The sequence below is a fragment of the Pseudogemmobacter blasticus genome, from assembly GCF_003071405.1.
Taxonomy (GTDB): domain Bacteria; phylum Pseudomonadota; class Alphaproteobacteria; order Rhodobacterales; family Rhodobacteraceae; genus Pseudogemmobacter; species Pseudogemmobacter blasticus.
This window is the reverse complement of sequence record NZ_CP020470.1, coordinates 2,604,409-2,629,865: the sequence shown is the minus strand read 5'-3', so window position 1 is coordinate 2,629,865 and position 25,457 is coordinate 2,604,409. Positions and strand designations below refer to the sequence as shown.

The following is a 25,457-nucleotide window of genomic DNA, read 5'->3' as shown; positions in this document are numbered from 1 at the left end:
CTCCCCCCCCTTCAGAAGCGCCGAAACGCGACGTCCGGACGCGCGACTTCGTCGCATTTGCCCTGTTGAATCGGCCCCGTCTGCGGTAACAGGCCAACGGGAGCTTGAGCGGGCGCCTTCGCGCCCACGGATAAGGAGATTACCGCATGAAGGTGCTGGTGCCTGTCAAACGGGTGATCGACTACAACGTGAAGGTTCGCGTCAAGGCGGACGGAAGCGGAGTCGATCTGGCCAACGTCAAGATGTCGATGAACCCCTTTGACGAAATCGCCGTCGAAGAGGCGATCCGTCTGAAGGAAAAGGGTCTGGCGACCGAGGTCGTCGTGGTGTCGATCGGCGTCAAGCAGGCACAGGAAACGCTGCGCAACGCGCTGGCGATGGGCGCCGACCGCGCGATCCTGATCGAAGCCACCGCCGATGTGCATCAGGACATCGAACCGCTGGCCGTGGCCAAGCTGCTGGCCGCCGTGGTCAAGGAAGAAGGTCCGGGTCTGGTGCTTTGCGGCAAGCAGGCCATCGACAACGACCTGAACGCCACCGGCCAGATGCTGGCCGCGCTGCTGGGCTGGGCCCAGGGCACCTTCGTTTCGGAAGTGGCGCTGGACGGCGACGCCGCCAAGGTCACCCGCGAAGTGGACGGCGGTCTGCAACAGATCAGCGTCAAGCTGCCCGCGGTGCTGACCGTGGACCTGCGCCTGAACGAACCGCGCTATGCCAGCCTGCCCAACATCATGAAGGCCAAGGCCAAGCCGCTGGCGACCAAGACGCCGGCCGACTATGGCGTCGATGTCAGCCCGCGCCTGACCGTGATCAAGACCGCCGAACCCGCGGGCCGCAAGGCCGGGGTCAAGGTCGGCTCGGTGGATGAGCTGATTGCGAAACTGAAAGACGAAGCGGGGGTGATCTGATGGCCGTTCTTCTTCTTGCCGATGTGAACGACGGGCATCTGGCGACCGACCAGGTCGCCAAGACGCTGGCCGCGGTCAAGGGTCTGGGTGAGGTTCACCTTCTGGTGGCCGGTCAGGGCGGCGATGCCGCTGCCGCAGATGCCGCCAGGCTGGAAGGCGTCTCCAAGGTGCTGTTCGCGGGCGATCACGCCTATTGCCACGGGCTTGCCGAACCGACCGCCGCGCTGGTCGTGTCGCTGGCCGGCGGCTACGAACACATCTGCGGCGCCGCGACCGCCTTCAACAAGAACGTGCTGCCCCGCGTGGCCGCCCTTCTGGACGTGATGGTCCTGACCGACGTGACCGCCGTGGTCGATGCCTCGACCTTCGAGCGCCCGATCTATGCCGGCAACGCCGTGCAGACGGTCAAGACCGCCGACGCGAAAAAGGTCTTCACCGTGCGGACCGCGAACTTCACCGCCGTCGGCGCCGGCGGCTCGGCCCCGGTCGAGGCGATCAGCGGCCCGGCGGACGGATCGCTGTCGAAGTGGCTGGAAGACAAGGTTGCCACCAGCGACCGGCCCGAACTGACCAGCGCCAAGATCGTCGTCTCGGGCGGCCGTGGCCTGGGTTCGGAAGAAAACTTCGCGATGATCGAAAAGCTGGCTGACAAGCTGGGTGCCGCCGTCGGCGCCTCGCGCGCGGCGGTCGATTCGGGCTATGCCCCGAACGACTGGCAGGTCGGCCAGACCGGCAAGGTCGTGGCGCCGAACCTCTATGTCGCCATCGGCATCTCGGGCGCGATCCAGCACCTGGCCGGTATGAAGGACAGCAAGGTGATCGTCGCGATCAACAAGGACGAAGAGGCGCCGATCTTCCAGGTCGCCGATTACGGCCTGGTGGCCGACCTGTTCACCGCCGTGCCGGAACTGACCGGCAAGCTGTGATCCGGCCCTGATCCCTTGGACGGGCGCCCCCTGCGGGCGCCCGTTTTCGTTTGCGTCGGGGCATCGGACGGATCGCCCGGCCTTGTCCTGCCGGGGGCCGGACCGTAAGGTCGGCGGCGACAGCGTGAAAGGACGGAACGATGGAGATCAGATCGGTCGGCGTGGTGGGCGCGGGGCAGATGGGCAACGGCATTGCCCATGTCTTTGCACTGGCGGGCTATGACGTGCTTCTGAACGACATCAGCGAGGACGGGCTGCAAAAGGCCCTGGCCACCATCGAGAAGAACCTCGACCGGCAGGTGTCGCGCGGCAAGATCACGGCCGAGGTGAAGGCAGCCGCGCAGGCGCGGATCGAAACCACCCTGAAACTGGCCGATCTGGGCCAGTGCGACCTGATCATCGAGGCCGCCACCGAACGCGAGACGGTCAAGCAGGCCATCTTCGAAGACCTGCTGCCCTATCTGAAACCGACCACGATCCTGACATCGAACACCTCGTCGATCTCGATCACCCGGCTGGCCAGCCGCACCGACCGGCCGGAAAAGTTCATGGGCCTGCATTTCATGAACCCCGTGCCGGTGATGCAGCTTGTGGAACTGATCCGCGGCATCGCCACCGATCAGGACACCTGGGACACCATGCACGAGGTGGTGCGCAAGCTGGGCAAGACCGCCGCCAGCGCCGAGGATTTCCCCGCCTTCATCGTGAACCGCATCCTGATCCCGATGATCAACGAGGCGGTCTATACGCTGTACGAAGGCGTCGGCAGCGTGAAAAGCATCGACGAATCGCTGAAGCTGGGCGCGAACCACCCGATGGGCCCGCTGGAACTGGCCGATTTCATCGGTCTGGACACCTGCCTTGCCATCATGAACGTGCTTTATGACGGGCTGGCCGACAGCAAGTACCGCCCCTGCCCGCTTCTGGTGAAATATGTCGAGGCCGGCTGGCTGGGCCGCAAATCCCAGCGCGGCTTCTACGACTATCGCGGCGACGTGCCGGTGCCGACACGGTAAAGGGCCGCTGCCCGCAGCCGTGATTTTGCAGCACGGGCAGGCCGCGCTACACTTCGCCTCTGGCAGTCGTCGAGGTGCGGGATGATTTCACAGATTGAAGACTATTTCCTGCACGGCTGCGGCCGCTGCAACCGCTTTGCCACGCCGGACTGTTCGGCGCGGGTCTGGGCCGCCGGCCTGCAAGACCTGCGCCGCATCTGCTGCGCCGCCGGGCTGGTTGAAACAGTGAAATGGGGCCACCCCTGCTATATGCACGCCGGCCGCAACATCGCCATCATCGGGGCGTTCCGGGGCGATTTCCGGCTCAGCTTCTTCCATGCGGCCCTGCTGAAAGACCCGTCCCGCGTGCTGGAAAAGCAGGGCGAGAATACCAGCCATCCCGACATGATCCGCTTTACCGATGCTGCGCAGGTCACGGCGCTTGAACCCGTCATCCGGTCCTATCTCATGGAAGCGATGGCCTATGCCGAGGCAGGCCTGAAACCGCCCCGCGATGCGCGGCAGATCGCGCTGCCAGAAGAGCTGATCGAAACCTTGGACTCCGATCCCGAACTGGCCGAGGCGTTCCACGCCCTGACACCGGGGCGGCAGAAAAGCTATGCGTTGAACCTGAGTTCGGCAAAGACACCCGCAACGCGGATGTCGCGCATTGCCGGGTTCCGCAGCAAGATCCTTGCCGGAAAGGGCGCAACCGAACGCTAGGTGCGGATTACTTCCCCAACCCCAGCGTATGTTCCCGCAGCCAGGCCAGGAACCCCCGCGGGTTGCCTTCCCATTTCTTCAGCTCTTCCGCCGGGATCGGTTCGCCGATCACCGGGCGGGTGGGTTTGAACAGGCAGCGCTTGATTTCATACAGCAGCAGGCCCTGCCGCAGGGTATCGCTGATCTGGTTGGCAATCTGGAACAGGCGCGAATTCTGGCCGGGGAAGAAGATCGGCAGGATCGTCGCCCCGGACGACCGCACGATCTTGTGGGTGAACACGTTCCACTCGGCTTCCACCGCCGGGCCCCACCAGCCTTCGCTCATGGCCACCTTCCCGGCCGGGAACACGATGATCACGCCCCCCGCCTTCAGGTGCTTCATCGTCTCGTCCCGCATCTGCAGGCCCAGTTCGCGCGCATTGTCCTCATGCGGGAAGGGCACGGGGATCATGAATTCCTCAACCTCGGGAATCCCGGTCAGCAGGCTGCGCGTCAGGATCTTGAAGTCGGACCGGACGCGGTTGACCATCTCGGCCAGCACCATTCCATCCACCAGCCCCGACGGATGGTTCGACACAACGACCAGCGGCCCGGTCTTCGGAATCCGGGCAATCTCCTCGGGCGGGGTGTCGATGCGAATCCCCATGTGGCGAATGGCCTTGGGCCAGAACGGCGCGCCGAACGGGGCGCCCGATTTCTCGAAGCTGCGGATCAGGCGCAGAAGCTGCACCTTCGCGGTCAGCCATTCGATTGCGCGGATGCTGCCCGCCTTGAACGGGTTCTTGAAGGTTCCCGCATAGGACAGCCGCCGCATGTCATAGGCTTTTTCGGCCTTGGGTGCCGGGGGCACCTGGGCAGCGATCTCGCTCTGTTCGGTCACGACGTGGCGATCCTCGGGGGCCACCCCGGGGGCCGGGGCATCAAGGTTCAATAATCCTCTCCGAAGCGGCCCGCAACAAGCGCCTCCAGCGCATCGGCAAGTTTCTCCGCTTCGGTTCCCGAGGTCGTAACGTCAATCGTGGTCCCGCGCGAGGCGGCCAGCATCAGAAGCCCCATGATCGAATCGCCCGACACGTCGATTCCATCCTTGGAAACCGTCGCCCGCGCCTCATGCGCCTCGACCACCTCGACGAACTTGGCCGAGGCCCGCGCGTGCAGGCCCTTTTCATTGACGATGCGGAAGGTGCGGGTGGACATTGGGAAAACCCCTTACGCCCCGCCGCCAAGGTCAAGGCTGTTGATGTATTTGCGCCCGGCATCCAGCGCCGCGGCCACGGCATCGGGAACCGACAGGTCGCGCGACTTGGCCAGCTTGATCAGCATCGGCAGGTTGGCCCCGTAGAGGATGCGCCGCCCCGTCGCCGCGCAGGCCGGAAGCGACAGGTTCGACGGGCTGCCCCCGAACATGTCGGTCACCACCACCACGCCCTGCCCGGCATCGACGGAATCGGCGGCGGCCATGATCTCGGCCTGTTTCTGGCCGCGGTCGTGCTCATCCTCGATGGCAATGGCCCGCATACCATCCTGCCGGCCGACCACATGTTCGACCGCAGCGAGGTATTCGCGCGCCAATCCACCATGAGCAACGATGACGATACCGATCAAGCGCCAGACACCTTGCCTGCTGGGGCGACACTCCCGCCCTTGCGTTCCAGTTCCCTGTGCCGTTTTGCCACTGGCCAGCCCGCCTGCGCAAGGGTGGCCCCCAGCAATTCTGCGACGGCGACCGAACGGTGTTGCCCGCCGGTACACCCAAAGCCGATGGACAGATGCGCCTTGCCCTCGTCCAGGTTCGCCGGAAGCAGAAACAGGATCAGCTCCTGCACCTTGCGGAAGAATTCGGCAAAGCGCGGGTCGGCGCGCACAAAGGCCGCCACCGCCGGATCGCGCCCGTCCAGCGCGCGCAGGTCGGGCTGCCAGTAGGGGTTGGCCAGAAAGCGGCAGTCGAAGATCATGTCCACGCCGCGCGGCAGGCCCCGCTTGTAGCTGAACGACTGCACCGAAACCGCCAGGCGCTGCGCCCCCCCGGTGTCGAACCAGCGCGCAAGTTCCGCCTTCAGGTCATGCGGAGTCAGGTCGGTCGTGTCGATCAGATGGTCCGCCCGCGCCCGCACCGGGGCCAGCAGGTCGATCTCGCGCTCGATCCCCTCATCGGGGGTTTCGGCGGGGGCCAGCGGGTGGCGGCGGCGGGTTTCGCTGAACCGGCGGATCAGTTCGGCGGGCGAACAGTCCAGATACAGCACCTCAAGGCTGACGCGCGGGTCACGGGTCAGCCGGTCGATCAGTTCGATCAGCGCCGAGGCGGCGAAATCGCGGTTGCGCACATCCAGCCCCAGCACGATGGGGCGCCCCAGCGGCGGGCCGTCGATCAGCCGCGGCACAAGGCTGAGCGGGATGTTGTCGATCCCCTCATACCCCAGATCCTCCAGCACGCGGATCGTGGTTGTCCGCCCGGCGCCGGAAGGCCCGGTCACCAGCACCAGCCGGTGTTCCTGTGCGGACTCGGTCATTCGCTACTCCTGCCGATCGCCTTGAAGATAGAGCATCAAGGCCTCGGCGACAGGGTCGATCTGCGGCTTTCGAAGCAGCGGAAGCGTCATTCCCAGCAAGTTGATCTGCCGCCGCGGCGGCAGACGGTCGGTTTCCACGGTTCCCAGGTCGATCACCAGCGCCACCGGCGCCTCGTCCAGCGGCTCGGCACGCAACAGGCCAATTCCGCGCGCCTCGATCAGCCCGCGGATCGCGGGGCCGGGGCAAAAGGCCAACAGGCCCGCCGCCCCGCGCCGCAGCGCCGTGCGGTCATCCGACACCAGCCGCGCGCCCAGCGCCAGCATGCGCAGGCACAGCGACGACTTGCCCGCCCCCGAAGGCCCCATGACCAGAACGGCGCGGCCAGACACCGCCACGCAGCTTGCATGCAAGATCAGCGGGGGATCGTCGCGGGTCAAACCGGCAGGCCCACCACGAAGCGGGCGCCCAGCGGCGGGGTGCTGATGTCGGCCGTTGCCGGGCGGATGTTCTCGGCCCAGATCACGCCGCCATGCGCCTCGACGATCTGTTTCGAAATCGCCAGCCCAAGGCCGGAATGATTGCCGAAATCGCCCGAAGGCCGTTCGGAATAGAACCGCTTGAACACCTTGGTCAGCGCCTGTTCTGGAATACCGGGGCCCGTGTCCTCTACCACCACCAGCACCCGGTTGTCACGCCGCCGCGCCCAGACCCGCACGGCGTCGCCCTCTTCGCAAAAGGAAACCGCATTGCTGATCAGGTTGACGAACACCTGCGCCAGCCGCGCCTCAAGCCCGCGGATCATGATCGGGTCCGCCGGCAGGTCGGTCAGGAAATCAACGCCCTTCTCGCGCGCCTGCTGGCCCATGTAATCGCCCAGACCGGCAATCGTGCGGATCAGGTCGAAGCGGTCTTCCTCTTCCTTCACCAGCTCACTGTCCAGCCGCGACGCGTTCGAGATGTCGCTGACCAGCCGGTCCAGCCGGCGCACGTCATGTTCGATCACGTCCAGCAACCGGGTGCGGTGCTCGTCCTTCTTGACGAAGCGCATAGACCCCACGGCCGACCGTAGCGAGGCCAGCGGGTTCTTGATCTCATGCGCCACATCGGCGGCGAACTGTTCGTTGGCGTCGATCCGGTCATACAGCGCCGCCACCATGCCGCGCATGGCCACCGACAGGCGACCAATCTCGTCGGGCCGGGCGGCAAGGTCGGGGATACGCACCCGCCCCGTCACCGGGCCGCGATTGTCCCGGTCGCGGCCGATCTCGGCGGCGGCGGCCAGATCCGACAGCGGATTGGCAATGGTCGAGGCCAGCACCAGCGACAGCCCGATCGACACCAGCAGCGCCACCACGAACATCTGCAGGATCTGCTCGCGCTCATAGCGGACAAGCGTGTCGATCTCGCCCTCGGTCGAGGTCAGCGCCACCACCCCCACCACCTGCCCGGCCACCCGGATCGGCGTGGCCACCGAAAACAGCGTGCTGCCCGACGGGTCGCGCCCGGTGTGCGACCAGGTTTCCCCGGCGCGGGCGATCGGGAAAACCTCGCGCGCCAGCGCCGCCCCGTCCACGGGCTGGGCCGTTTCGCGGCCAAAGGTCAGCACACCCGAAACGCCATCCCAGACCGCATTCAGGAAATCGGTGATCACGGTTGACCGCACCCGATCCGGGGCCGGCTGCACCGGCGGCGGCACCATGCGCGAAGCCAGCAGCTTGCCCGCCGGATCGAACACGAAAACCTCGACCCCGCCGCCCAGCCGGATGCCGTCCAGCGTGGCGCCATGATCGGGCGCGGGCGCGGCGCCCGGCTGCATCTGCGCCTCGAACACGGTGGCCACCAGTTCGGCCTCGCGCACAAGCCCGGCCTCGCGCTGCACCACCAGACTGTCGCGGAACGGGTTCAGGAACAGCACCCCGCCCACCAGAACCACCAGCGCCATCAGGTTGAAGATGATGATCTTGCGCGCCAGCGGGCTGCGGTTCAGCGCGACCAGCCCCCCGCGACCGCGCACCTCGCGCAGCGTCTCGACGGTGGCATCGGGCGAAACCCAGTCCTCGCCCAGAAGCACCTCACCGGAATTTCTGGTGCGGGGCCGGTCTTCCATCTCCATTCGCGGCGCGGCGCTCATTCCTCGTTGTAACGGTAGCCGATACCATAAAGCGTTTCGATGGCGGTGAAATCATCATCGACAGACCGCATTTTCTTGCGCAGCCGCTTTATGTGGCTGTCGATGGTGCGGTCATCGACATAAACCTGATCGTCATAGGCCACATCCATCAACTGATCGCGGCTTTTCACGAAACCGGGCCGTTGCGCCAGCGCCTGCAACAGCAGGAATTCCGTCACCGTCAGGGCCACGTCGCGCCCTTTCCAGGTTACCGAATGGCGCAGCGGGTCCATCCGCAGATTGCCCCGCTCCATGATCTTGTTTTCTTCCGTGGTGGCCGTCTCGCCCGAGGCAATCGCCTCCTGCCGGCGCAGCAGCGCGCGGATGCGTTCGACCAGAAGCCGTTGCGAAAACGGCTTTTTCACATAGTCGTCCGCGCCCATGCGCAGGCCCAGCACCTCGTCGATCTCGTCATCCTTCGAGGTCAGGAAGATGATGGGAATGGCCGTTTTCTGTCGCAGCCGCTGCAACAGATCCATGCCGTCCATGCGCGGCATCTTGATATCCAGCACCGCCATATCCGGCATCCGGCGGCTGAAGGCCTCAAAGGCCGACTGGCCGTCATTATAGGTTTCCACCTCAAAACCTTCGGCTTCAAGCGTGATCGAAACCGACGTCAGAATATTCCTGTCGTCGTCCACAAGGGCGATCCTCGACATGTCTATTTGTCCCTGCTCTGGGTTATTTGTTTTCTGACATACTGGGAACAGGCACGCAGGCGCCGGCACAGACCGAATCACCCGTGCCGCTATCCTGTCAGGGATTTGCCAAATCCCCAAGCCTTGGCGAATTCATGCCTGTCTGCCGGATCAACCGCAATTGGTTGCGCTAACCCCGATCTGGTTGCGCTAACTATGCGAATCGGTGCTATTCCATCGGAAATCCCGCATGTTATAGGCCAGCGGACAGGTGCCTCGTCGGGGTGCCTCTGTCGGCGCCCAATTGGCCCGGGCGCCGCGCCATCAACGTCAGATCATGGCCGCGCGGCGCGCGGCAACGGGAGCTTGCAGATGATGAACGGTCGCGTGAACCCCAATCGCACCTTGGACAAACAGGGCATCGCAGGGGCGTCGGTCGTCCACTACAACCTGCTTGAACCCGCCCTGGTCGAAGCCGCCGTGTCGCGCGGCGAGGGCCATCTTGGTCTTGGCGGCGCCTTCCTCTGCTCGACCGGGCAGTTCACCGGCCGCTCGCCGAAGGACAAGTTCGTCGTCCGCACGCCCTCGGTGGAAGACAGCATCTGGTGGGAAAACAACGCCCCCATGGCCCCCGATGCCTGGGCGCGCCTCAAGGCCGACATGCTGGCCCATGTGAAGGACCGCGAACTGTTCGTGGAAGACCTCTATGCCGGCGCCGACCCGGTGCTGCGCGTCGATGTGCGCGTGGTCACGGAACTGGCCTGGCATGGCCTTTTCATGCGCCACATGCTGCGCCGCCCGTCGCGCGCCGATCTTGATACGTTCGAGCCGGAATGGACGATCCTGAACATGCCGTCCTTCAAGGCCGACCCGGCCCGCCACGGCTGCCGCACCGATACGGTGATCGCGCTGAACTTCGACGAAAAGACCGTGCTGATCGCCAACACCGGCTATGCCGGCGAGAACAAGAAATCGGTCTTCACCATTCTGAACTACCTGCTGCCCGGCAAGGGCGTCATGGCGATGCACTGCTCGGCCAACCACGCCCTTGGCAACCCCGATGATGCGGCGGTGTTCTTCGGCCTGTCGGGCACCGGCAAGACCACGCTTTCCGCCGCCCCCGACCGCACGCTGATCGGCGATGACGAACACGGCTGGTCCGACCGCGGCATCTTCAACTTCGAAGGCGGCTGCTACGCCAAGACCATCAACCTGTCCAAGGAAGCCGAGCCCGAGATCTATTCCACCATGTCGCGCTTCGGCACCGTGGTCGAAAACATGGTCTATGACCCGGAAACCCTGGTGATCGACTTTGCCGACAACAGCCTGACCGACAACACCCGCTGCGCCTATCCGCTGGAAGCAATCTCGAACGCCTCGGCCACGGCCCTGGGCGGGCATCCGAAGAACGTGGTCATGCTGACCTGCGACGCCTTCGGTGTGCTGCCGCCCATCGCGCGGCTGACCCCGGCGCAGGCGATGTATCACTTCCTGTCGGGCTTCACCTCCAAGGTGGCAGGCACGGAACGCGGCATCACCGAACCGCAGCCCACCTTCTCCACCTGCTTCGGCGCGCCCTTCATGCCGCGCCGGCCGGAAGTCTATGGCAAGCTCTTGCAGGCACAGATCGCCAAGCACGGCGCAACCTGCTGGCTGGTCAACACCGGCTGGACCGGCGGCGCCTATGGCACCGGCAAGCGGATGCCGATCAAGGCCACCCGCGCGTTGCTGACCGCGGCGCTGGACGGCTCGCTTGACCGCGCCGAATTCCGCCGCGACCCGAACTTCGGCTTTGATGTGCCGGTGGCCGCGCATGGCGTGGACAGCACGCTGCTGAACCCGCGCGAAACCTGGGCCGACAAGGCGGCCTATGACGCGCAGGCGAAAAAGCTGGTGGACATGTTCTCCAAGAACTTCGGCCAGTATGTGCCCTACATCGACGAAGACGTGAAAGCCGCCGCGATCGGCTGACGCTTCGCCACAGACCGGATGACGCGCCCGTGCAGCCCCCTGCACGGGCGTTTCCTTTGCAGCACACGGGCGGGGCACAGCGCCGTCGACCCCTGCCACGAAAAGCCGATCAGCTAAGCAAGCGCCTGCCGCACCAGGTTCAGCCCCGTCACCACCAGCAGCCCCTGCGTCCAGCGGCGGAAGCGGGCCTGATCCAGCCGGTCCTGCAGCCGATAGCCGGCCCACATGCCGATCTGCGCCGGAATCACCAGCAGCGCCGAAAAGCCAAGGCTGGCCGGGTTCGCCAGCCCGGTGCCCAGATGCGCGCCCAGCAGCGTGACCGCCCCGATCAGGAAGATCACGCCCTGCACCCGCACCATCTCGGTCTTTTCCGCGCCGATGGACAGCAGGAACACCAGAAGTGGCGGCCCCCAGATGCCGGAAATTCCGCCATAAAGCCCGCCGATCACCCCCAGCGCCCATTCGGCCCGGTTCCGGTGGTGCAGCGGCAGCGCCAGCGGCAGACCGGCCAGTTGCGCCGCGGCAAAGGCCGTAACCGGCAGGCCAAGGATCAGCAGATAGGCCATGCGCGGGATCAGGTCGAAAAGCTGGGCCGAGACGATGATGAACACCACCGTCGCAATCAGGAACCGGCGGTAGGTCCAGGCACTGTCGCGCGCCGGCTGCCAGCCCTGCCGGAACGCCTGTGACAGGTTGGTCACCAGCGTCGGCAGGATCATTCCCGCCAGCGCCAGATCGGGCGGCAGAAAGGCGGAAAAGGCCGAGATCATGATCAGCGGCATGGCAAAGCCCACCGCCCCCTTCACGAACCCCGCCACCAGCGCCACCGCCACCGCGCCGGCCACCGCCGCCGCCGGCAGCCCCGCCATCACCCAATCCATAACGCCCCCCTGCCCGTGCCCCCTGTTCTGGCAGGCGGGCGCCGAAAGGGAAAGCCGCGGCGTGACCGCCCCGCCCCGCGCCCGAACCGGCCCGCAGCGGCGGCGACACTTTCATTCGCCACGCACATTTCCAGCGAAAGGATATTGCGCTGCAACTGCGAAATGCCTATTGCTTCGCCGACGCAGAATCTATGCCGGAATCCCGCCATGCCGCATGATGGACAGCCGATGACCCCCTCGCCCCTTCTTGCCGATCTTCGCAGCCTGACCACCGCCGCGCTGCCCGAAGTGGCCGCCCTGTCCGATCAGGGCCGCGCCGCCCTGCGCGATCTGGTCAGCAGCGGCGGCAAGGTGTCGAACGCGGCGATGGAGACGCATCAGTTCGCCGCCCATGCCCTGTCCTGGCTGGCCACCTATGTGCAGGCGCTGCAACAGCTTGATGCCTGGGCCGGGCGGCTGGAAACCGCCGGGCAGTTCTCCGAGATCGAGGCGCTGATCCTGCAGATCGGCTTTGGCGAATACCTTGCCCAGATCGCCGGCGGCATCCCGATGAGCCAGGGCGAAACCGCCCGCCTGTCGGATCTGGGGCTGAGCTGGGCCCCCGGCACCGCCGCGCAGGCGCTGATCGCGGGCGGCAACACCGCCGCGGCGCGGGCGCGGCTGGTGGCGCTGATGCGCGACAATCACGGCCGCGCCACCTTTGGCGCCACCGGGCTGGACGAAGAGCTGGAGATGATCCGCGACCAGTTCCGCCGCTATGCCGATGAAAAGGTCATCCCGGTGGCCCACGACTGGCACCTGAAGGATGAGCTGATCCCGATGCAGGTGATCGGCGAACTGGCCGAAATGGGCGTGTTCGGCCTGACCATCCCGGAAGAATTCGGCGGCTTCGGCCTGTCCAAGGCCAGCATGGTCGTGGTCAGCGAAGAACTGTCGCGCGGCTATATCGGCGTCGGCAGCCTGGGCACCCGGTCCGAAATCGCGGCCGAGCTCATTCTCTGCGGCGGCACGCCGGAACAGAAGGCGAAGTGGCTGCCGGGGCTGGCCAGCGGGGAAATCCTGCCCACCGCCGTCTTCACCGAACCGAACACCGGGTCCGACCTGGGCAGTTTGCGCACCCGCGCCGTGCGAACCGAAGACGGCTGGGAAATCACCGGCAACAAGACCTGGATCACCCACGCCGCGCGCACCCATGTGATGACGCTGCTGGCGCGGACCGATCCCGACACCACCGATTACCGTGGCCTGTCGATGTTTCTGGCCGAAAAGACCCCCGGCACCGACGACGCCCCCTTCCCCACCCCCGGCATGACCGGCGGCGAGATCGAGGTGTTGGGCTATCGCGGCATGAAGGAATACGAACTGGCCTTCGACGGCTTCAAGGTCGGGGCCGACAACCTGCTGGGCGGCCAGCCCGGACAGGGCTTCAAGCAGTTGATGCAGACCTTCGAATCCGCCCGCATCCAGACCGCCGCCCGCGCCATCGGCGTGGCGCAATCGGCGCTGGAAACCGGCCTGCAATATGCCGAGGACCGCAAGCAGTTCGGCAAATCGCTGGTCGAATTCCCGCGCGTCGCCGGCAAGCTGGCGATGATGGCGGTCGAGATCATGATCGCCCGGCAACTCACCTATTTCAGCGCATGGCAGAAGGATCACGACAAGCGTTGCGATCTTGAAGCCGGCATGGCGAAACTGCTGGGTGCCCGCGTGGCCTGGGCGGCGGCCGACAATGCCTTGCAGATCCACGGCGGCAACGGCTTTGCGCTGGAATACCGCATCAGCCGCATCCTGTGCGACGCGCGCATCCTGAACATCTTCGAAGGCGCGGCCGAGATCCAGGCCCAGGTGATTGCCCGGCGGTTGCTGGACTGACGCTTGCCCGAAGCGAAATCTTGCATCACACTCGTCACAGCGAAGCCCGGGAAACACCGGGCTCTTCATGGTGCGATCACGATTGGGTGCTGAATGGCCGACGCCGTCCGGGGTAGTATCGTCATCAATGAAATTCTGCCTGATCCCAACAGCGCCATTGGCGGAACCGGCCCGCGATTTGACACCGACCAGAGCGGCACCGTAACGGCGCTGGACGAATTCGTTGAAATCTACAACTCCGGCCCCACCGCCGTGAACATCTCCGGCCTGCAACTCTGGGACCGGGCCACCGGCAACTGGTTCACCTTCCCGACCGGCACGATCCTGCAACCCGGCGCCCATGCGATGGTGATGGTCGGGTCGAATCTTGGCACAGGGCCGGCCCTTGGCCCCAACGATCTGGCCTTCTATGCCGGGCGCGGAACCTCGGTCCTGAACAACAGCGCAGCGGAAAACGCCCTTCTCTACGACCCGGCCACGAACACCTATGTGCAGGTCGCCTTCAATGGCGCCGGCATGGCCACGCCGGGCGTGGGCGGGGCCTTCACAGGCCTGCCCGCCGGTGCAACCCAGATCGGCAGCGGCGAGAATTTCGGCACCGCAACCCCGGGATATTCGCTGCAACGCAACCCGGATGGTGGGGATACCATCACCAGCGGCCCGCCCAACCCCGCCAATGACAATATCTGCTTTGCCGAAGGCACCCTGATCGCCACGCCCCATGGGCCACGCGCGGTTGAAACGCTGCGGCCCGGCGATCTGGTCCTGACCACGGACGAAACGGCGATGCCCGTGCTTTGGCTGGGCAGCAGCCGCTTTGCCGCCGCAAGGCTGTGGCGCGAGCCGCGGCTTTGGCCCGTCACCCTGGCCGCGGGCTGCCTTGGCCCCGGCCTGCCGGCGCGCGATCTGCGGCTGTCGCGGCAACACCGGCTTCGGCTGGGCGGGGCCATCGCGCAGCGGATGGCGGGCACCCCGCATGTGCTGGTGCCGGCACATGCGCTGCTGGGCCTGCCGGGCATCACCCTGTCGCGCCCGGCGGGCGACATCACCTATTACCACCTTCTGCTGCCGCGCCATGCCATCGTGCTGGCCGAAGATCTGCCGGCCGAAAGTTTCTACCCCGGCCCGCAGGCGCTTGAGGCGCTTGATGCCGACGCACGGGCCGAACTGGCCCGGCTGCTGGGCGATACGCCGCCTGAACCGGCGCATCCCTTCCTGAACGCGCAGCAGGCCCGGGCCCTGGTGCAGCGCCACCTGCGCCACCGCCGGCCGCTGCACCCCTGACCGGGTTTTGCTTGCCAGACCCGCCCCGAACGCGCAGGTTTCAGCAAGGAAGCGGTCGGAGGACAGCACGCATGGCCGAAACGATCCTGCTGACCGGGGTGTCCGGCTTCATCGCCAAGCATATCGCCCTGGCCGCCCTGCTGCGGGGCCACACCCTGCGCGGCACCCTGCGCAGCCCCGACCGGGCCGAAGAGGTGCGCGCCGCGCTGCGCCCCCACCTGCCCGACGCTTCGGCGCTGGACAGGCTGAGCTTTGCCGTCACTGATCTGGAACGTGACGAAGGCTGGCCCGAGGCGATGGCCGGGGTGACGGCAGTGATCCACTGCGCCTCGCCCTTTCCGCTGGTGCAGCCGAAGGATGAACAGGCGCTGATCCGCCCCGCGGTCGAAGGCACCCTGCGCGTGCTGCGCGCGGCGCAGGCGGCGGGCGTGACGCGGGTGATCCTCACCTCCTCCTGCGTCGCGGTGCTGAACGACGGCAAGGATGCCTTGCAGGATGAAGACGACTGGTGCGATCTGGCCGCCCCCGGCACCACGGCCTATGCCAGATCGAAGACGCTGGCGGAAAAGGCCGCGTGGGATTTTGCGCGCACCAACGGGTTGTCGCTGACCACCATCAACCCCGGCCTTGTCGCCGGCCCGCCGCTGGATGGCCATTTCGGATCGTCACTCGGGCTGATCGAACGCATCCTCAAGGGCCGCGATCCGATGTTGCCGCCCTATGGCATGCCGGTGGTCGATGTGCGCGACGTGGCCGAAATGCACCTGCGCGCGCTGGACCGGCCCGAAACCGCCGGCAAACGCTATATCGCCGCCGCCGGGTCAATCCCGCTTGCGGGAATCGGGCAATTGTTCAAGGCCGCCTATCCCACCCGCCGCATCCCCACGCGCGAAGCGCCGGGGTTCCTGCTGCGGCTGATGGCGCCCTTCGATCCGTCGATCCGCGCGCTTCTGCCCAAGCTGGGGCGGCTGGAGCGGGTCTCGAACCTGCGCGCCGTGCAGGAAATGGGCATGACCTTCATCCCCGTATCGCAGGCCCTGAAGGCCAGCGCCGACTGGCTGGTGACATCGGGCCGCATCTGGGCCTGACGCCGCCTCTCAGGCCCCGCCGCGCGACGGCCGGGCCGCGCCCAGCCGCGGGTGCAGCCGCCCCGCAATCGCCCAGCTTGCGAACAGCCCCGCCGCGCTGGCGGCAAAGATGCCGGGCAGCGGCAGGATGAACAGCACCAGCCAGGCCGCGCCGGGCGTCAGAATCCCCGACACATCGCGGAAGCTGGAATAGACCGCGCTCATCTCGGTCCGCTCGGACGGCTTGACCGACATCAGGAAGGGCAGGCCGCCCACCACATCCAGCATGACCAGAAAGAACGACGATCCGAACACCAGTACCACCGTGGCCCAGGGCAGCACCGACAGCAGCGCCGCCGACAGCATCAGCGTGCCGCAGCCCAGAAAGGCCAGCCGCACCGACCGGCGCACCGACAGCCGCCGCGCCCAGCGGTTCACCGCCGGCGCCGCGAACAGAAAGGCGTTCGACAGCGACAGCGCGATCCCGCCAACATGGTCGCCCAATCCCGCCTCGACGCAGAAGATCGGCAGATAGACGACATAGACCCACCAGCCGCAGGACCGCATCACCGCGAAGAACCAGCCGGCAATCAGCCGGGGCTGATGGAAGAACCGGCCCAGATAGCCCAGCGGGTTCACCGCCGGCCCCTTGGCGCGGGTGATCTGCTTGCCGTTGCCCAGCCGCAGCACCCAGAACACCCCCCCCAGCAACAGCGCGAAGGTGCCCGCCAGCAGGAACGGCGCCGCGTGCCATTCGCCCAGCAGCCAGACACCCGTCATCGGCCCCAGCGACCAGGGCAGCGCCGCATAGACCATCTGCACCGACTGGCTGCGCCCCAGGTTCACCCGGTCCACATAATCCAGCACATAAGCGTTGAAACAGACGAAGGTGGTGGCCGTGGCCATGGCGTTGCAGATCAGCGCCGCGTGAATGGCCAGCGGCGTGCCGATCACCGCCAGCGCCATGCCCAGCACATACAGCCCGCAGCCCGCGCTATAGGTCCAGCGGCGCGGAATCCAGCGCGTCGCCCAGGGCACCATCAGCCCCCAGACCAGCGCCACGATCCCGGCGGCGAAATAGGCGGCCGAGGTGGCCTGCGCGTCATCGCCCAGCGCCTTGTAGACGGCAATCGGCATGGCGCTGATCAGGGTGCCGCGCACCGCCGCCTCAAGCCCCGCCAGCAGCGCGAAGTTTTCGATCCGGGGGGTTGCGCTGTGCTTCAGCGCCAGGGGGATGTAGCGGACGGCCATGATGATGCCATCCAGCCCTGCGGCGCCATGTCGCGTCTGTCACGAAACCGACATTTCCCGTCGCTGCGGAAAATCCCTTCAGCCGGCGCGCGCCAGCAGGTCCAGAAGCCGCCCGCGCGCCTCGGGCAGGGGGCGGCCGTGGTGGGTTTCCACCAGTTCGCGGGTCAGGAAATGGCCGGTGATCGCCAGCCCCTGCACCACGGCCTGCGGCGCCAGCGGCCCCTGCCCCGCCATTCCCTCGGGCAAGGGGAAAAGCTTTTCGGCCCAGTCGCCCGCCCCGGCCTGCGTGACGGCCCGCCCCGTGCGCGGGCTGACGAAGGCCAGCCCCTCGGTCGCCCCCGTCACCGCGCAGGACGAAAGATCCAGCCCGTAGCCCAGCTCCTCCAGCAGCCGCAGCTCCCAGCGCAGATAGGCGCTGGCCCAGCCCGTCTCGCCCAGCGCATCCATCAGCGGCATGGTGGCCAGCCACAGCGCAGGGCAGGGTTCGCGCTCCGGCAGGGTGGTGTGCAGCAGGGCGCAGACCGCCGACAGGCCCGCCAGCGCCAGCCGGTCGCCCAGCACATGGGCGCGGCTTTTCAGCGGCTCGATGGTGAATGTGCCGATATGTTCGCCCAGACGGGCGTGCCAGTCGGCCATGACCTGGGTGCCCGGTTGCAGATGCGCCGCCATCCGGCGCGAGGCCCCGCCCCGCACCACCCCCGCGTGGCGGCCATGGCCACGGGTGAACACCTCGATGATCGCCGCCGTCTCGCCATGTGGGCGCATCGCGATCAGCAGCCCTTCCTCACGCCATTCCATGCCGCAACTATCGGCGCCGCACCGCGCCCCCGCAAGGGCCGGCAGGATCAGGCCCAAGTCAGGCCCGCCTCAGGACCGCCAGTTCCGCCGCCGTCGCGCCCACCAGCGGCGGACCCGGATGAACCCCACCGCCACCGGCCCCTGCAAGGCCGGAATGTCGATGGCCAGCAGCATCAGCCCGGCCGGCAGCATCCACAGGCCCAGCACCGGCAGGAACCACAGCATCCCGCCCAGCGTCAGCAGAATCGCGATGGGCAGACGGATCAGCGCCGCCCGGTCGGATTGCAGATGCCGGATCCAGCCATCCAGCCAGGGCAACATGCGGCGCAGCTTGTCGAACTGGCGCATCAGCCGGGCATGGCGGCGCTGCCGCGGCGTGGCGCGCGAAGGCGAAGGCTGCGGGCGAAGCGGATCGGTCATCGGGGTTCCTCTGCCCCCCAGATCGGAAGGCCGGGCCTTGGGCACAATGCCGCCCCGATCCTGCACCGGCAATGTAACGCAGGTGTTATGCCGCTCAGCCCTCGGCCAGACCGTCCTGATCCAGCAGGGTGCGGCCGGCGCGGTCCTCGATCTCGACCACCCACAGGTCGGGGTCGCGCGCCCCTTCGCGCGCCAGCGCGGCATCCACCGCCGCCTCGTCGCCTTCGGCCAGCACCGCCCACAGCCGGGTATCGCTGGCAAAGTCCCAGCGCCGCACATAGGCCCGCGCCTGCCCGTCCAGCGTGGCCAGCTTGACGATCACCGCCCCCGCCGTGGCATCGCCGCGCCGGGCCAGATAGGCCGGGATCGCCGCCGCCTGCAACCGCGCCATATAGGCCGAAACCCACAGCCCCGACGCCAGCCGGGGCGTCACGAGACAAGGCCCCCGCAGGGAACCTGCAAAAATCCCCGCAGACTTTTGCGCGCGCCCTCAGGCATCGCCATCCTTGAACTCAAGCCCCATCTCGGAATAGCGCTCGGCCTCTTCCAGCCAGTTGGGCCGCACCTTCACCGTCAGGAACAGATGCACCGTGCGCCCCAGGAATTCGGAAATCTCGGCCCGCGACGCCGCGCCGATGGCCTTGATCGTCTCGCCCCGGTTGCCCAGCACAATGCCCTTGTGCCCGTCGCGCGCCACATAGACCACCTGGTCGATCCGGGTGGTGCCATCCGCCCGGTCCTCCCATTTCTCGGTTTCCACGGTCAGCTGATAGGGCAGCTCCTCATGCAGCCGCAGCGTCAGCTTCTCGCGCGTCATCTCGGCCGCGATCATCCGCATCGGCACATCGGCCAACTGGTCCTCGGGATAGAACCACGGCCCCTCCGGCAGTTCCGACGCCAGCCATTCCCGCAGGTCCGCCACGCCATAGCCCTTTTCGGCGCTGATCATGAAGGTCTTGGCAAAGGGATAGGCGGCGTTCATTTCCTCGGCCAGCGCCAGCAGGGTTTCCGCCTTCACCCGGTCGATCTTGTTGATCGCCAGCGCCACCGGCCGGTCACGCGGCAACTGGTCGGCCATCCGGTCGATGATCGCCTGCGCGCCCTCGGTCAGGCCGCGATGCGCCTCGACCAGCAGCACCACGATATCGGCATCCGCCGCACCCCCCCAGGCCGCCTTGACCATGGCCCGGTCCAGCCGGCGGCGCGGCCGGAACAGGCCCGGCGTATCGACAAACACGATCTGTGCCTGCCCTTCCATGCACACCCCGCGAATCCGGGTGCGCGTGGTCTGCACCTTGTGGGTAACAATGCTGACCTTCGCCCCCACCATCCGGTTCAGCAGCGTGCTCTTGCCGGCATTCGGCTCACCGATCAGGGCCACGAAGCCCGCGCGTGTGGTTTCAGTCATGTCCCGCCTCCATCCGCGTGAGCAGCGCCTTGGCTGCAAGGTGTTCTGCCGCACGTTTCGATCCGGCCTGCGCCGTTTCGCCCGCGCCGTTTTCCAGTGTCACCCGCACGGTGAACACCGGCTGGTGGTCCGGCCCGGTGCGGCCGGTTTCCACATAGGCGGGCGGCGGCATACCGCGCGCCTGTGCCCATTCCTGCAAGGCGGTCTTGGCGTCGCGCGCATCGGGCTCCACCGCGCCGATGCGCGGCCCCCAGAGCCGCAGCACCAGCGCGCGCGCCGCTTCAAACCCGGCGTCCAGATAGACGGCGGCGATCACCGCCTCCATCGCATCGGCCAGAAGCGCCTCTTTCCGGCGCCCCCCCGACAGCATCTCGCTGCGCCCCAGCTTCAGCACATCGCCCAGGCCCAGCTCCCGCGCCACTTCGGCGCAGGTTTCCTTGCGCACCAGCGCGTTGAAGCGCGGCGCCATCTGGCCTTCGGTCGCGGTCGGGTCGGCGGCGAACAGCGCGTCGGCCATCGCCAGCCCCAGCACCCGGTCGCCCAGGAATTCCAGCCGTTCGTTATGCGGTCGCGTGGCCGAGGACAGCGAGGCATGAGTCACCGCACGGATCAGCAGATCCGAGCGGCGGAAGACATGCCCGATGCGGCCCTGAAAGGCCTGAAGATCGGCCGCAAGCCTCACTCGACGGCCTTGAAGAAGCGGTCGGCGCGCCAGGTCCAGAAATACCACATCCGGGCCCCGGCCGACGAAAAGATGATCCGGTCGGCGCGGCCGATCAGATATTCGGCCGGCACCATGCCCACCCCGCCCGAGGCCTGCGAATAGCGGCTGTCCTGGCTGTTGTCGCGGTTGTCACCCATGAAGAAGTAATGGCCGTCCGGCACGGTGAACACATCGGTGTTGTCGGCATAGCCGTTGGCGTCGATGTTCAGCACGTCATGGCTGCGCCCGTTCGGCAGCGTCTCGATGAAGCGCGACTTCTGGCAGATGCCGCCTTCGGCCACGGCGCCGTTTTCGCAGCGCGGGCGGTTGCGCATCGGTCCCTGCGGCTCGAAAACTTCCTCGAAGATGCCATCGGGCTGCTGCGGCGCGGCGGTGCCGTTGATGTAAAGGATACCATCCTTCATCTGGATCTTGTCGCCCGGCAGGCCGATCAGCCGCTTGATGAAATCGGTGCCGTTGACCGGGTGGCGGAACACCACCACATCGCCCCGCTCCGGCTCAGCCCCCAGGATGCGGCCGGTGATCGGGCACAGCGCGAAGGGGCAGGAGTATTTGGAATAGCCATAGGCCATCTTGTTGACGAACAGGAAGTCACCGATCAGCAGCGTGTCCTTCATGGATTCCGACGGAATCCAGAACGGCTGGAAGAACAGGGTGCGGAACAGGCCGGCAATCACCAGTGCCCAGAATACCGTCTTGATCGTCTCGACGATCCCGCCTTCGCCCTTGGTCTTCGATGCCATGTCTATGCTGCCTCTGCCTCGGTCTTTGCGGCGTCATTGCGCCGCGCGGGGGGTGGAGTCAAGTCAACCGCCCGCCGCAGGCGGCCCAAGGGGGCGGGCTTCGATCACCACGAAGGCCTGCGCCCAGGGGTGGTCGTCGGTCAGGGTGACATGGATCACTGCTTCGTGTCCGGCGGGCGTCATCTGTGCCAGCCGCTCGGCCGCCCAGCCGGTGACATGCATCACCGGCTGCCCCGACCGCAGGTTGGTCACGGCCATGTCCTTCCAGGCAATGCCCATGCGAAGCCCGGTGCCCAGCGCCTTGGAACAGGCCTCCTTCGCCGCCCAGCGTTTCGCATAGGTGGCGGCCACCTCGCGGCGCCCTTCGGCCTTGCGCTGCTCGGCCTCGGTGAACACCCGGTTGCGAAAGCGGTCGCCGAACCGCGCCAGCGCGCCTTCGATCCGGTCGATATTGGCCAGATCGCTGCCGATGCCCAGGATCATGCCGCGGCCATCCGTCCGGTCACGCCCGGCCCCGCGCCACGTCCATCCGGCGGCGCATCTCCTCGATCGCCGGGCCAAGGCCGCGGAAGATCGCCTCGCCCACCAGGAAATGGCCGATGTTCAGCTCCATCACCTCGGGAATGGCGGCAACGGGTTCGACGTTTTCATAGGTCAGGCCATGGCCGGCGTGCACCTCAAGCCCCAGCGCCGCCGCCTGTGCCGCCCCCCGGCGCAGCGCGGCCAGTTCTTCCTCGGCCTCGTCGCAGCGGCCCTCGGCCAGCAGGTCGGAATAATGCCCCGTGTGCAGCTCCACCACCGCCGCGCCGATCCGGGCGCTGGCCTCGATCTGGCGCGCATCATGGCCGATGAACATGCTGACGCGGATGCCCGCCTCGCGCAGCGGTTTCAGATAGGCCGTCAGCCGCTCCACGTCGCCCGCCACGTCCAACCCGCCCTCAGTGGTGCGTTCCTCGCGCTTTTCGGGCACCAGACAGGCGGCATGGGGCTTCAGCCGCAGCAGAATGGCCTGCATCTCGTCGGTCGCCGCACATTCGAAGTTCAGCGGAATCCCGATCCCGGCCCGCAGCGCCTCCATATCGGCATCGCGGATGTGGCGGCGGTCCTCGCGCAGATGCGCGGTAATGCCATCGGCCCCCGACGCTTCGGCCAGGATCGCGGCGCGCAGCGGGTCAGGCCAGGCGCTGCCCCGCGCGTTGCGCACGGTGGCCACATGGTCGATGTTCACACCCAGCCTCAGTCTGCCGCCCGTCACCATGACCGCCCCCGCGTTGCGATGCCACACGCATCCCCGGCAGACTAGGCCAGCGGGCGGCCCAACCGCAACCCGTTCCCCGATGCCCGTTCCCCGATGCCGGTGCGCAGACCGCCTGACGGTCAGGCCAGCACCGGCCGGCCCGTGCGCAGATGCCGCGCAACCAGCCGGCGCTGTTGCCGCCCCCCGGGCACCGGCCGCGCGGTTTCTCCCGGCCCGTCGCCCAGAAGTTCGGGGAACAGCCGCGCGATTTCCAGCATCGCCTCAACCCCCAGAAGGCGCAGCGCCTCGGCGCCAATATGCAGGCTTTCGGTCGGGGCGCCCTCGGCAAAGATGACCTCGTGCCGCTCCAGCAGGATGTGATGATAGACCACCGGCGACAGCCCATCCTCAACCGCGATTCCGGGCAGTCCCAGCAGGCGAACGGCAGGCAGCAGCACCTCGTCGCAGCCCAACATGCGCTGCGCGATCGTCGACGATACCAGCATCCGGTGCTGGCGCGACACCCGCAGATCGCGCCGGGGCAACCCCTTGCCCAGCGCCCCTGCGGCAATGCGGACCGGCCGCAGCTTCGGCTCGGCGGCAAGCCAGCCCTCGTCCACCTCGCGCCGGAACACGCGCGCAACCCGCACCGCGCGCGGCGGGCCGCCCGCCCCCTCGGGCGCGGCCAGCACCTCGTCGCCCGGCCCCAGCGCCTCAACCGCAACCGGCCCCTGCGGCGTGTCGATCAGCGTGCCGCCGGCGAAACAGGGAATCCCGATCGCCGCCAGATTGGGCTTGCCGGTCACCTGGGCGGGCTGGATGCCGCGCAGCGTGACCCTCTCGCCATTCGGGAAGGTCAGGATCGACCCGCCCTGCCCGTCAGAGGTGATGGTGACATCCTGATAATTCACCGGCGCATTGCCGGCATCATGCAGGGCCGAGACATCCAGCAGATCCTGCCCGATGACGAAATCGCCAACCACATCGTTGCCCGACCCGTCACCCAGGGCAAAGACATCGTTGCCGATGCCGCCTTCCATGTAATCGTTGCCAGTGCCGCCGATCAGCCGGTCATTGCCTTCCTGGCCATAGATCCGGTCATTGCCGGTGCCGCCATCCAGCGTATCGTTGTAACTCAGCCCGCTGGCCGCCGCCGAAGCAGGCGTCAGCGTGACGCGCACATTGTCCAGCAGCACGCCATAGGAATTGTTCTCGCCCGAAAGTTCGCGGAACCCGATGGTGTCGGTGCCGCTGCCCCCCGTGATCGTGACCGATGTCGTGGTGAACTGGCTGGTCGAAGACGGGGTGACGGTGGCCACCACCGTGCCGTTGACCACCACCTGAAAGGAATCGCCCGCCGCTTCGGCCCGGGCCGCGCTGTCAAAGCTGAGGACATAGGTCGTGCCGGTCGCCAGCGCGGCCGTCGTGGTGATGTAATCGACCGCACCGCCGGAATTGACATCAAGCTCGATGAAACTTGTCCCGTCGGCGGGCGTCAGGCCCTGGAACCCCGCCCCCCAGCGTTCGATCTGCCCGCCAGACCCCGCGTTGGTCCAGCCGTTCACGGTTCCAAGCGACCAACCGCCCGCGCCCTGGTTGGAATCCAGCGCGCCGTTGGTCAGGAAGTTCCGGTCGCCATAAAGCGTGTCATCGCCGCCGTTGCCGACAAGCGAATCGTTCCCGCCCAGCCCCTGGATACTGTCTGACGCCGCGTTGCTGGACAGCGTGTTGTTGCTGTCATTGGCCGTGCCGGTTACCGCCATGCCGGCCCCCCTTAAACCAAGGGACCGGCGTCAGCGGCTGTCGCCCGCTCCGCCCGCATGTCCTGCCCGAATCCCACCTGCCCGCATGGCGCACCCGGCGCCGGCAACCAAAGCTCTTGACTCAAAATGTACGGATCCCCGCCCCACAGCGGACAACATCTACCATTTGTTGCGCAGATTCGGAACAGAATTCGTTAATATTGCTTAATCGGGCGCCTTCGATCCCGCTTCGCCCGGTGGCGGCGCGTCGGCCGCGCCGGGCCGGTCGCGATGGGCCACCCGCGCGGCCGCCTCGGCCAGCGCCTTGCGCAGGCTGATCCGCCGCTCGCTCCGCTCGCTTGCCTTGGCGGCGCGGGCCTTCTGATAGGCCTCGACCAGCGGGATGGTGACGAAATAGCCCACCGCGCTCAGCACGATGCCGGGGCCAAGGGCGCCAATGAAATAGGGCACATAGATTTCATGCCAGAACTGGATCAGCCCTTCCCACTGGGCGTGGGCCGGGCCGAAGGCCGCCTTGATGTTGTACCACAGGTCGGCCCCGGCATTGGCAAAGGCCATGCCGATGTATTCGGCCGACAGCGGCTTTTCGATCCCCATGATCCAGTGGCCCAGCGACATGGCCAGCACCGCGAAGAAGGGCGTCGTCAGCGGGTTGGTGTTGAATGTGGCCAGCAGCGCCGCCAGAACATTGCCCCGGATCAGCCGCGCCGCGCCCCAGGCGGCCAGGAACTGCATCCCCGGCAAGGGCAGGAACCCGATCAGCGATCCCGCGAACACCCCGCGCGCCACCCGATGCGGCTGATCGGGCAGCCGCCGCATACGGTAGATCACATACAGGACCGCGCGCCGGATGCCGCTGCGCGGATAGACCTGCTCGCGCAGCCACGCGCCCCAACCCAAGGGATCTCTGCGCTTGAAGACCAATCTTTCGTCCTTCCTCTCCGGCCCGCAGGGACCGGCCCGCCCGTTCGGGGCCTGCACATCACAAACGCGGCGCCGGCCCGGGGCATATCCGCCGGCCCCGCCCGGATTGCGGTCAGGGCCCCTGCCCAAGATCGACATCGCCCGCGCCTGCGTCAATGGCCCGCCGGTAAAGTTCCGGTTTGCCGTCGCAGGGCGCGCTGTCCGGGGATATTGGCCTTCGGCCCGCCGATCAACGAACAAATG

Annotated in this window: 27 protein-coding genes; 8 read left to right on the top strand and 19 right to left on the bottom strand. The window is 67.0% G+C overall.

Annotated features, from left to right (window positions below; translation table 11 throughout):
* Positions 1 to 146: 146 nt before the first annotated feature.
* The 4 genes from B6K69_RS12820 (at position 147) to B6K69_RS12805 (ending at position 3,552) form a co-directional block, all read left to right on the top strand.
* The gene (locus B6K69_RS12820) at positions 147 to 908 is read left to right on the top strand and encodes an electron transfer flavoprotein subunit beta/FixA family protein (protein WP_107672673.1); all 762 of its coding nucleotides are present in this window, start codon (positions 147 to 149) and stop codon (positions 906 to 908) included.
* A complete protein-coding gene (locus tag B6K69_RS12815) occupies positions 908 to 1,834 on the top strand; it encodes an electron transfer flavoprotein subunit alpha/FixB family protein (protein ID WP_107672672.1) in 927 nt (308 codons plus the stop codon). The genes B6K69_RS12820 and B6K69_RS12815 overlap by 1 nt, the downstream gene beginning before the upstream one ends.
* Positions 1,835 to 1,974: 140 nt before the next feature.
* Complete coding sequence (locus tag B6K69_RS12810) at positions 1,975 to 2,850, top strand: 3-hydroxybutyryl-CoA dehydrogenase (RefSeq protein ID WP_108644061.1); 876 nt, start codon at positions 1,975 to 1,977, stop codon at positions 2,848 to 2,850.
* A gap of 81 nt (positions 2,851 to 2,931) precedes the next feature.
* Entirely contained in the window at positions 2,932 to 3,552 is a 621-nt protein-coding gene (locus B6K69_RS12805; RefSeq protein ID WP_108644060.1) for a YdeI/OmpD-associated family protein, read from the top strand.
* Between the two features lie 7 nt (positions 3,553 to 3,559).
* On the opposite strand, the gene B6K69_RS12800 is transcribed toward B6K69_RS12805, so the two are convergent.
* The 7 genes from B6K69_RS12800 to B6K69_RS12770 are packed head-to-tail and all read right to left on the bottom strand — an operon-like array spanning position 3,560 to position 8,892.
* Positions 3,560 to 4,483, bottom strand: coding sequence for a lysophospholipid acyltransferase family protein (locus B6K69_RS12800; RefSeq protein WP_228156731.1), 924 nt, complete (start codon positions 4,481 to 4,483; stop codon positions 3,560 to 3,562).
* Positions 4,480 to 4,749, bottom strand: coding sequence for an HPr family phosphocarrier protein (locus tag B6K69_RS12795; RefSeq protein ID WP_108644059.1), 270 nt, complete (start codon positions 4,747 to 4,749; stop codon positions 4,480 to 4,482). Before B6K69_RS12795 ends, B6K69_RS12800 begins: the two co-directional genes overlap by 4 nt.
* Before the next feature lie 12 nt (positions 4,750 to 4,761).
* Positions 4,762 to 5,157, bottom strand: coding sequence for a PTS sugar transporter subunit IIA (locus tag B6K69_RS12790; protein ID WP_108644058.1), 396 nt, complete (start codon positions 5,155 to 5,157; stop codon positions 4,762 to 4,764).
* Complete coding sequence (gene rapZ, locus B6K69_RS12785) at positions 5,154 to 6,062, bottom strand: RNase adapter RapZ (RefSeq protein WP_107672668.1); 909 nt, start codon at positions 6,060 to 6,062, stop codon at positions 5,154 to 5,156. Before rapZ ends, B6K69_RS12790 begins: the two co-directional genes overlap by 4 nt.
* A 3-nt stretch (positions 6,063 to 6,065) precedes the next feature.
* A complete protein-coding gene (locus B6K69_RS12780; protein WP_228156730.1) occupies positions 6,066 to 6,458 on the bottom strand; it encodes an HPr kinase/phosphorylase in 393 nt (130 codons plus the stop codon).
* Between the two features lie 38 nt (positions 6,459 to 6,496).
* The gene (locus B6K69_RS12775; RefSeq protein ID WP_108644057.1) at positions 6,497 to 8,194 is read right to left on the bottom strand and encodes a sensor histidine kinase; all 1,698 of its coding nucleotides are present in this window, start codon (positions 8,192 to 8,194) and stop codon (positions 6,497 to 6,499) included.
* Positions 8,191 to 8,892: a response regulator transcription factor gene (locus B6K69_RS12770; RefSeq protein ID WP_107672667.1), complete on the bottom strand. Its 702-nt coding sequence runs from the start codon at positions 8,890 to 8,892 to the stop codon at positions 8,191 to 8,193. The genes B6K69_RS12775 and B6K69_RS12770 overlap by 4 nt, the downstream gene beginning before the upstream one ends.
* Positions 8,893 to 9,243: 351 nt before the next feature.
* Here B6K69_RS12770 and B6K69_RS12765 point away from each other — a divergent pair, with 351 nt between their 5' ends.
* Positions 9,244 to 10,842, top strand: coding sequence for a phosphoenolpyruvate carboxykinase (locus B6K69_RS12765; RefSeq protein ID WP_108644056.1), 1,599 nt, complete (start codon positions 9,244 to 9,246; stop codon positions 10,840 to 10,842).
* Positions 10,843 to 10,955: 113 nt separating this feature from the next.
* Here the strand turns inward: B6K69_RS12765 and B6K69_RS12760 are convergent, their stop codons facing one another.
* Entirely contained in the window at positions 10,956 to 11,723 is a 768-nt protein-coding gene (locus tag B6K69_RS12760) for a sulfite exporter TauE/SafE family protein (protein ID WP_108644055.1), read from the bottom strand.
* 207 nt (positions 11,724 to 11,930) lie between these two features.
* On the opposite strand from B6K69_RS12760, the gene B6K69_RS12755 reads away from it, so the two are divergent.
* From B6K69_RS12755 to B6K69_RS12745, 3 genes are all read left to right on the top strand, one after another.
* Positions 11,931 to 13,595, top strand: a complete 1,665-nt coding sequence (locus tag B6K69_RS12755; RefSeq protein WP_108644054.1) for an acyl-CoA dehydrogenase family protein — start codon at positions 11,931 to 11,933, stop codon at positions 13,593 to 13,595.
* 93 nt (positions 13,596 to 13,688) lie between these two features.
* Positions 13,689 to 14,879 carry a Hint domain-containing protein gene (locus tag B6K69_RS12750; protein ID WP_108644053.1) on the top strand — a complete coding sequence of 397 codons (1,191 nt, stop codon included), beginning with the start codon at positions 13,689 to 13,691 and terminating at the stop codon, positions 14,877 to 14,879.
* Positions 14,880 to 14,950: 71 nt separating this feature from the next.
* Complete coding sequence (locus B6K69_RS12745) at positions 14,951 to 15,967, top strand: SDR family oxidoreductase (protein ID WP_108644052.1); 1,017 nt, start codon at positions 14,951 to 14,953, stop codon at positions 15,965 to 15,967.
* 9 nt (positions 15,968 to 15,976) lie between these two features.
* Here B6K69_RS12745 and B6K69_RS12740 read toward each other — a convergent pair whose 3' ends face one another.
* The 11 genes from B6K69_RS12740 to B6K69_RS12690 all read right to left on the bottom strand — a co-directional run bounded on the left by B6K69_RS12740 (position 15,977) and on the right by B6K69_RS12690 (position 25,190).
* Positions 15,977 to 17,197: an MFS transporter gene (locus tag B6K69_RS12740; RefSeq protein WP_108644051.1), complete on the bottom strand. Its 1,221-nt coding sequence runs from the start codon at positions 17,195 to 17,197 to the stop codon at positions 15,977 to 15,979.
* A 78-nt stretch (positions 17,198 to 17,275) separates the two neighbouring features.
* Positions 17,276 to 17,995 carry a DNA repair protein RecO gene (gene recO / locus B6K69_RS12735; RefSeq protein WP_108644050.1) on the bottom strand — a complete coding sequence of 240 codons (720 nt, stop codon included), beginning with the start codon at positions 17,993 to 17,995 and terminating at the stop codon, positions 17,276 to 17,278.
* Positions 17,996 to 18,064: 69 nt separating this feature from the next.
* Complete coding sequence (locus tag B6K69_RS12730; protein WP_108644049.1) at positions 18,065 to 18,415, bottom strand: hypothetical protein; 351 nt, start codon at positions 18,413 to 18,415, stop codon at positions 18,065 to 18,067.
* Between the two features lie 94 nt (positions 18,416 to 18,509).
* Positions 18,510 to 18,848 carry a DUF1491 family protein gene (locus B6K69_RS12725; RefSeq protein ID WP_107672659.1) on the bottom strand — a complete coding sequence of 113 codons (339 nt, stop codon included), beginning with the start codon at positions 18,846 to 18,848 and terminating at the stop codon, positions 18,510 to 18,512.
* A gap of 57 nt (positions 18,849 to 18,905) precedes the next feature.
* The gene (gene era / locus B6K69_RS12720; RefSeq protein ID WP_108644048.1) at positions 18,906 to 19,823 is read right to left on the bottom strand and encodes a GTPase Era; all 918 of its coding nucleotides are present in this window, start codon (positions 19,821 to 19,823) and stop codon (positions 18,906 to 18,908) included.
* On the bottom strand, positions 19,816 to 20,505 hold the full coding sequence (gene rnc, locus B6K69_RS12715; RefSeq protein WP_107672657.1) for a ribonuclease III: 690 nt from the start codon (positions 20,503 to 20,505) through the stop codon (positions 19,816 to 19,818). Before rnc ends, era begins: the two co-directional genes overlap by 8 nt.
* Complete coding sequence (gene lepB, locus B6K69_RS12710) at positions 20,502 to 21,290, bottom strand: signal peptidase I (RefSeq protein ID WP_108644047.1); 789 nt, start codon at positions 21,288 to 21,290, stop codon at positions 20,502 to 20,504. The genes rnc and lepB overlap by 4 nt, the downstream gene beginning before the upstream one ends.
* Positions 21,291 to 21,353: 63 nt before the next feature.
* Positions 21,354 to 21,773, bottom strand: a complete 420-nt coding sequence (gene acpS / locus B6K69_RS12705) for a holo-ACP synthase (protein WP_108644046.1) — start codon at positions 21,771 to 21,773, stop codon at positions 21,354 to 21,356.
* 19 nt (positions 21,774 to 21,792) lie between these two features.
* Positions 21,793 to 22,548: a pyridoxine 5'-phosphate synthase gene (locus B6K69_RS12700; protein WP_108644045.1), complete on the bottom strand. Its 756-nt coding sequence runs from the start codon at positions 22,546 to 22,548 to the stop codon at positions 21,793 to 21,795.
* A 119-nt stretch (positions 22,549 to 22,667) separates the two neighbouring features.
* Positions 22,668 to 24,290, bottom strand: coding sequence for a Hint domain-containing protein (locus tag B6K69_RS12695; protein WP_108644044.1), 1,623 nt, complete (start codon positions 24,288 to 24,290; stop codon positions 22,668 to 22,670).
* A gap of 204 nt (positions 24,291 to 24,494) precedes the next feature.
* On the bottom strand, positions 24,495 to 25,190 hold the full coding sequence (locus B6K69_RS12690; RefSeq protein WP_228156729.1) for a DUF2062 domain-containing protein: 696 nt from the start codon (positions 25,188 to 25,190) through the stop codon (positions 24,495 to 24,497).
* Positions 25,191 to 25,457 lie beyond the last annotated feature (267 nt).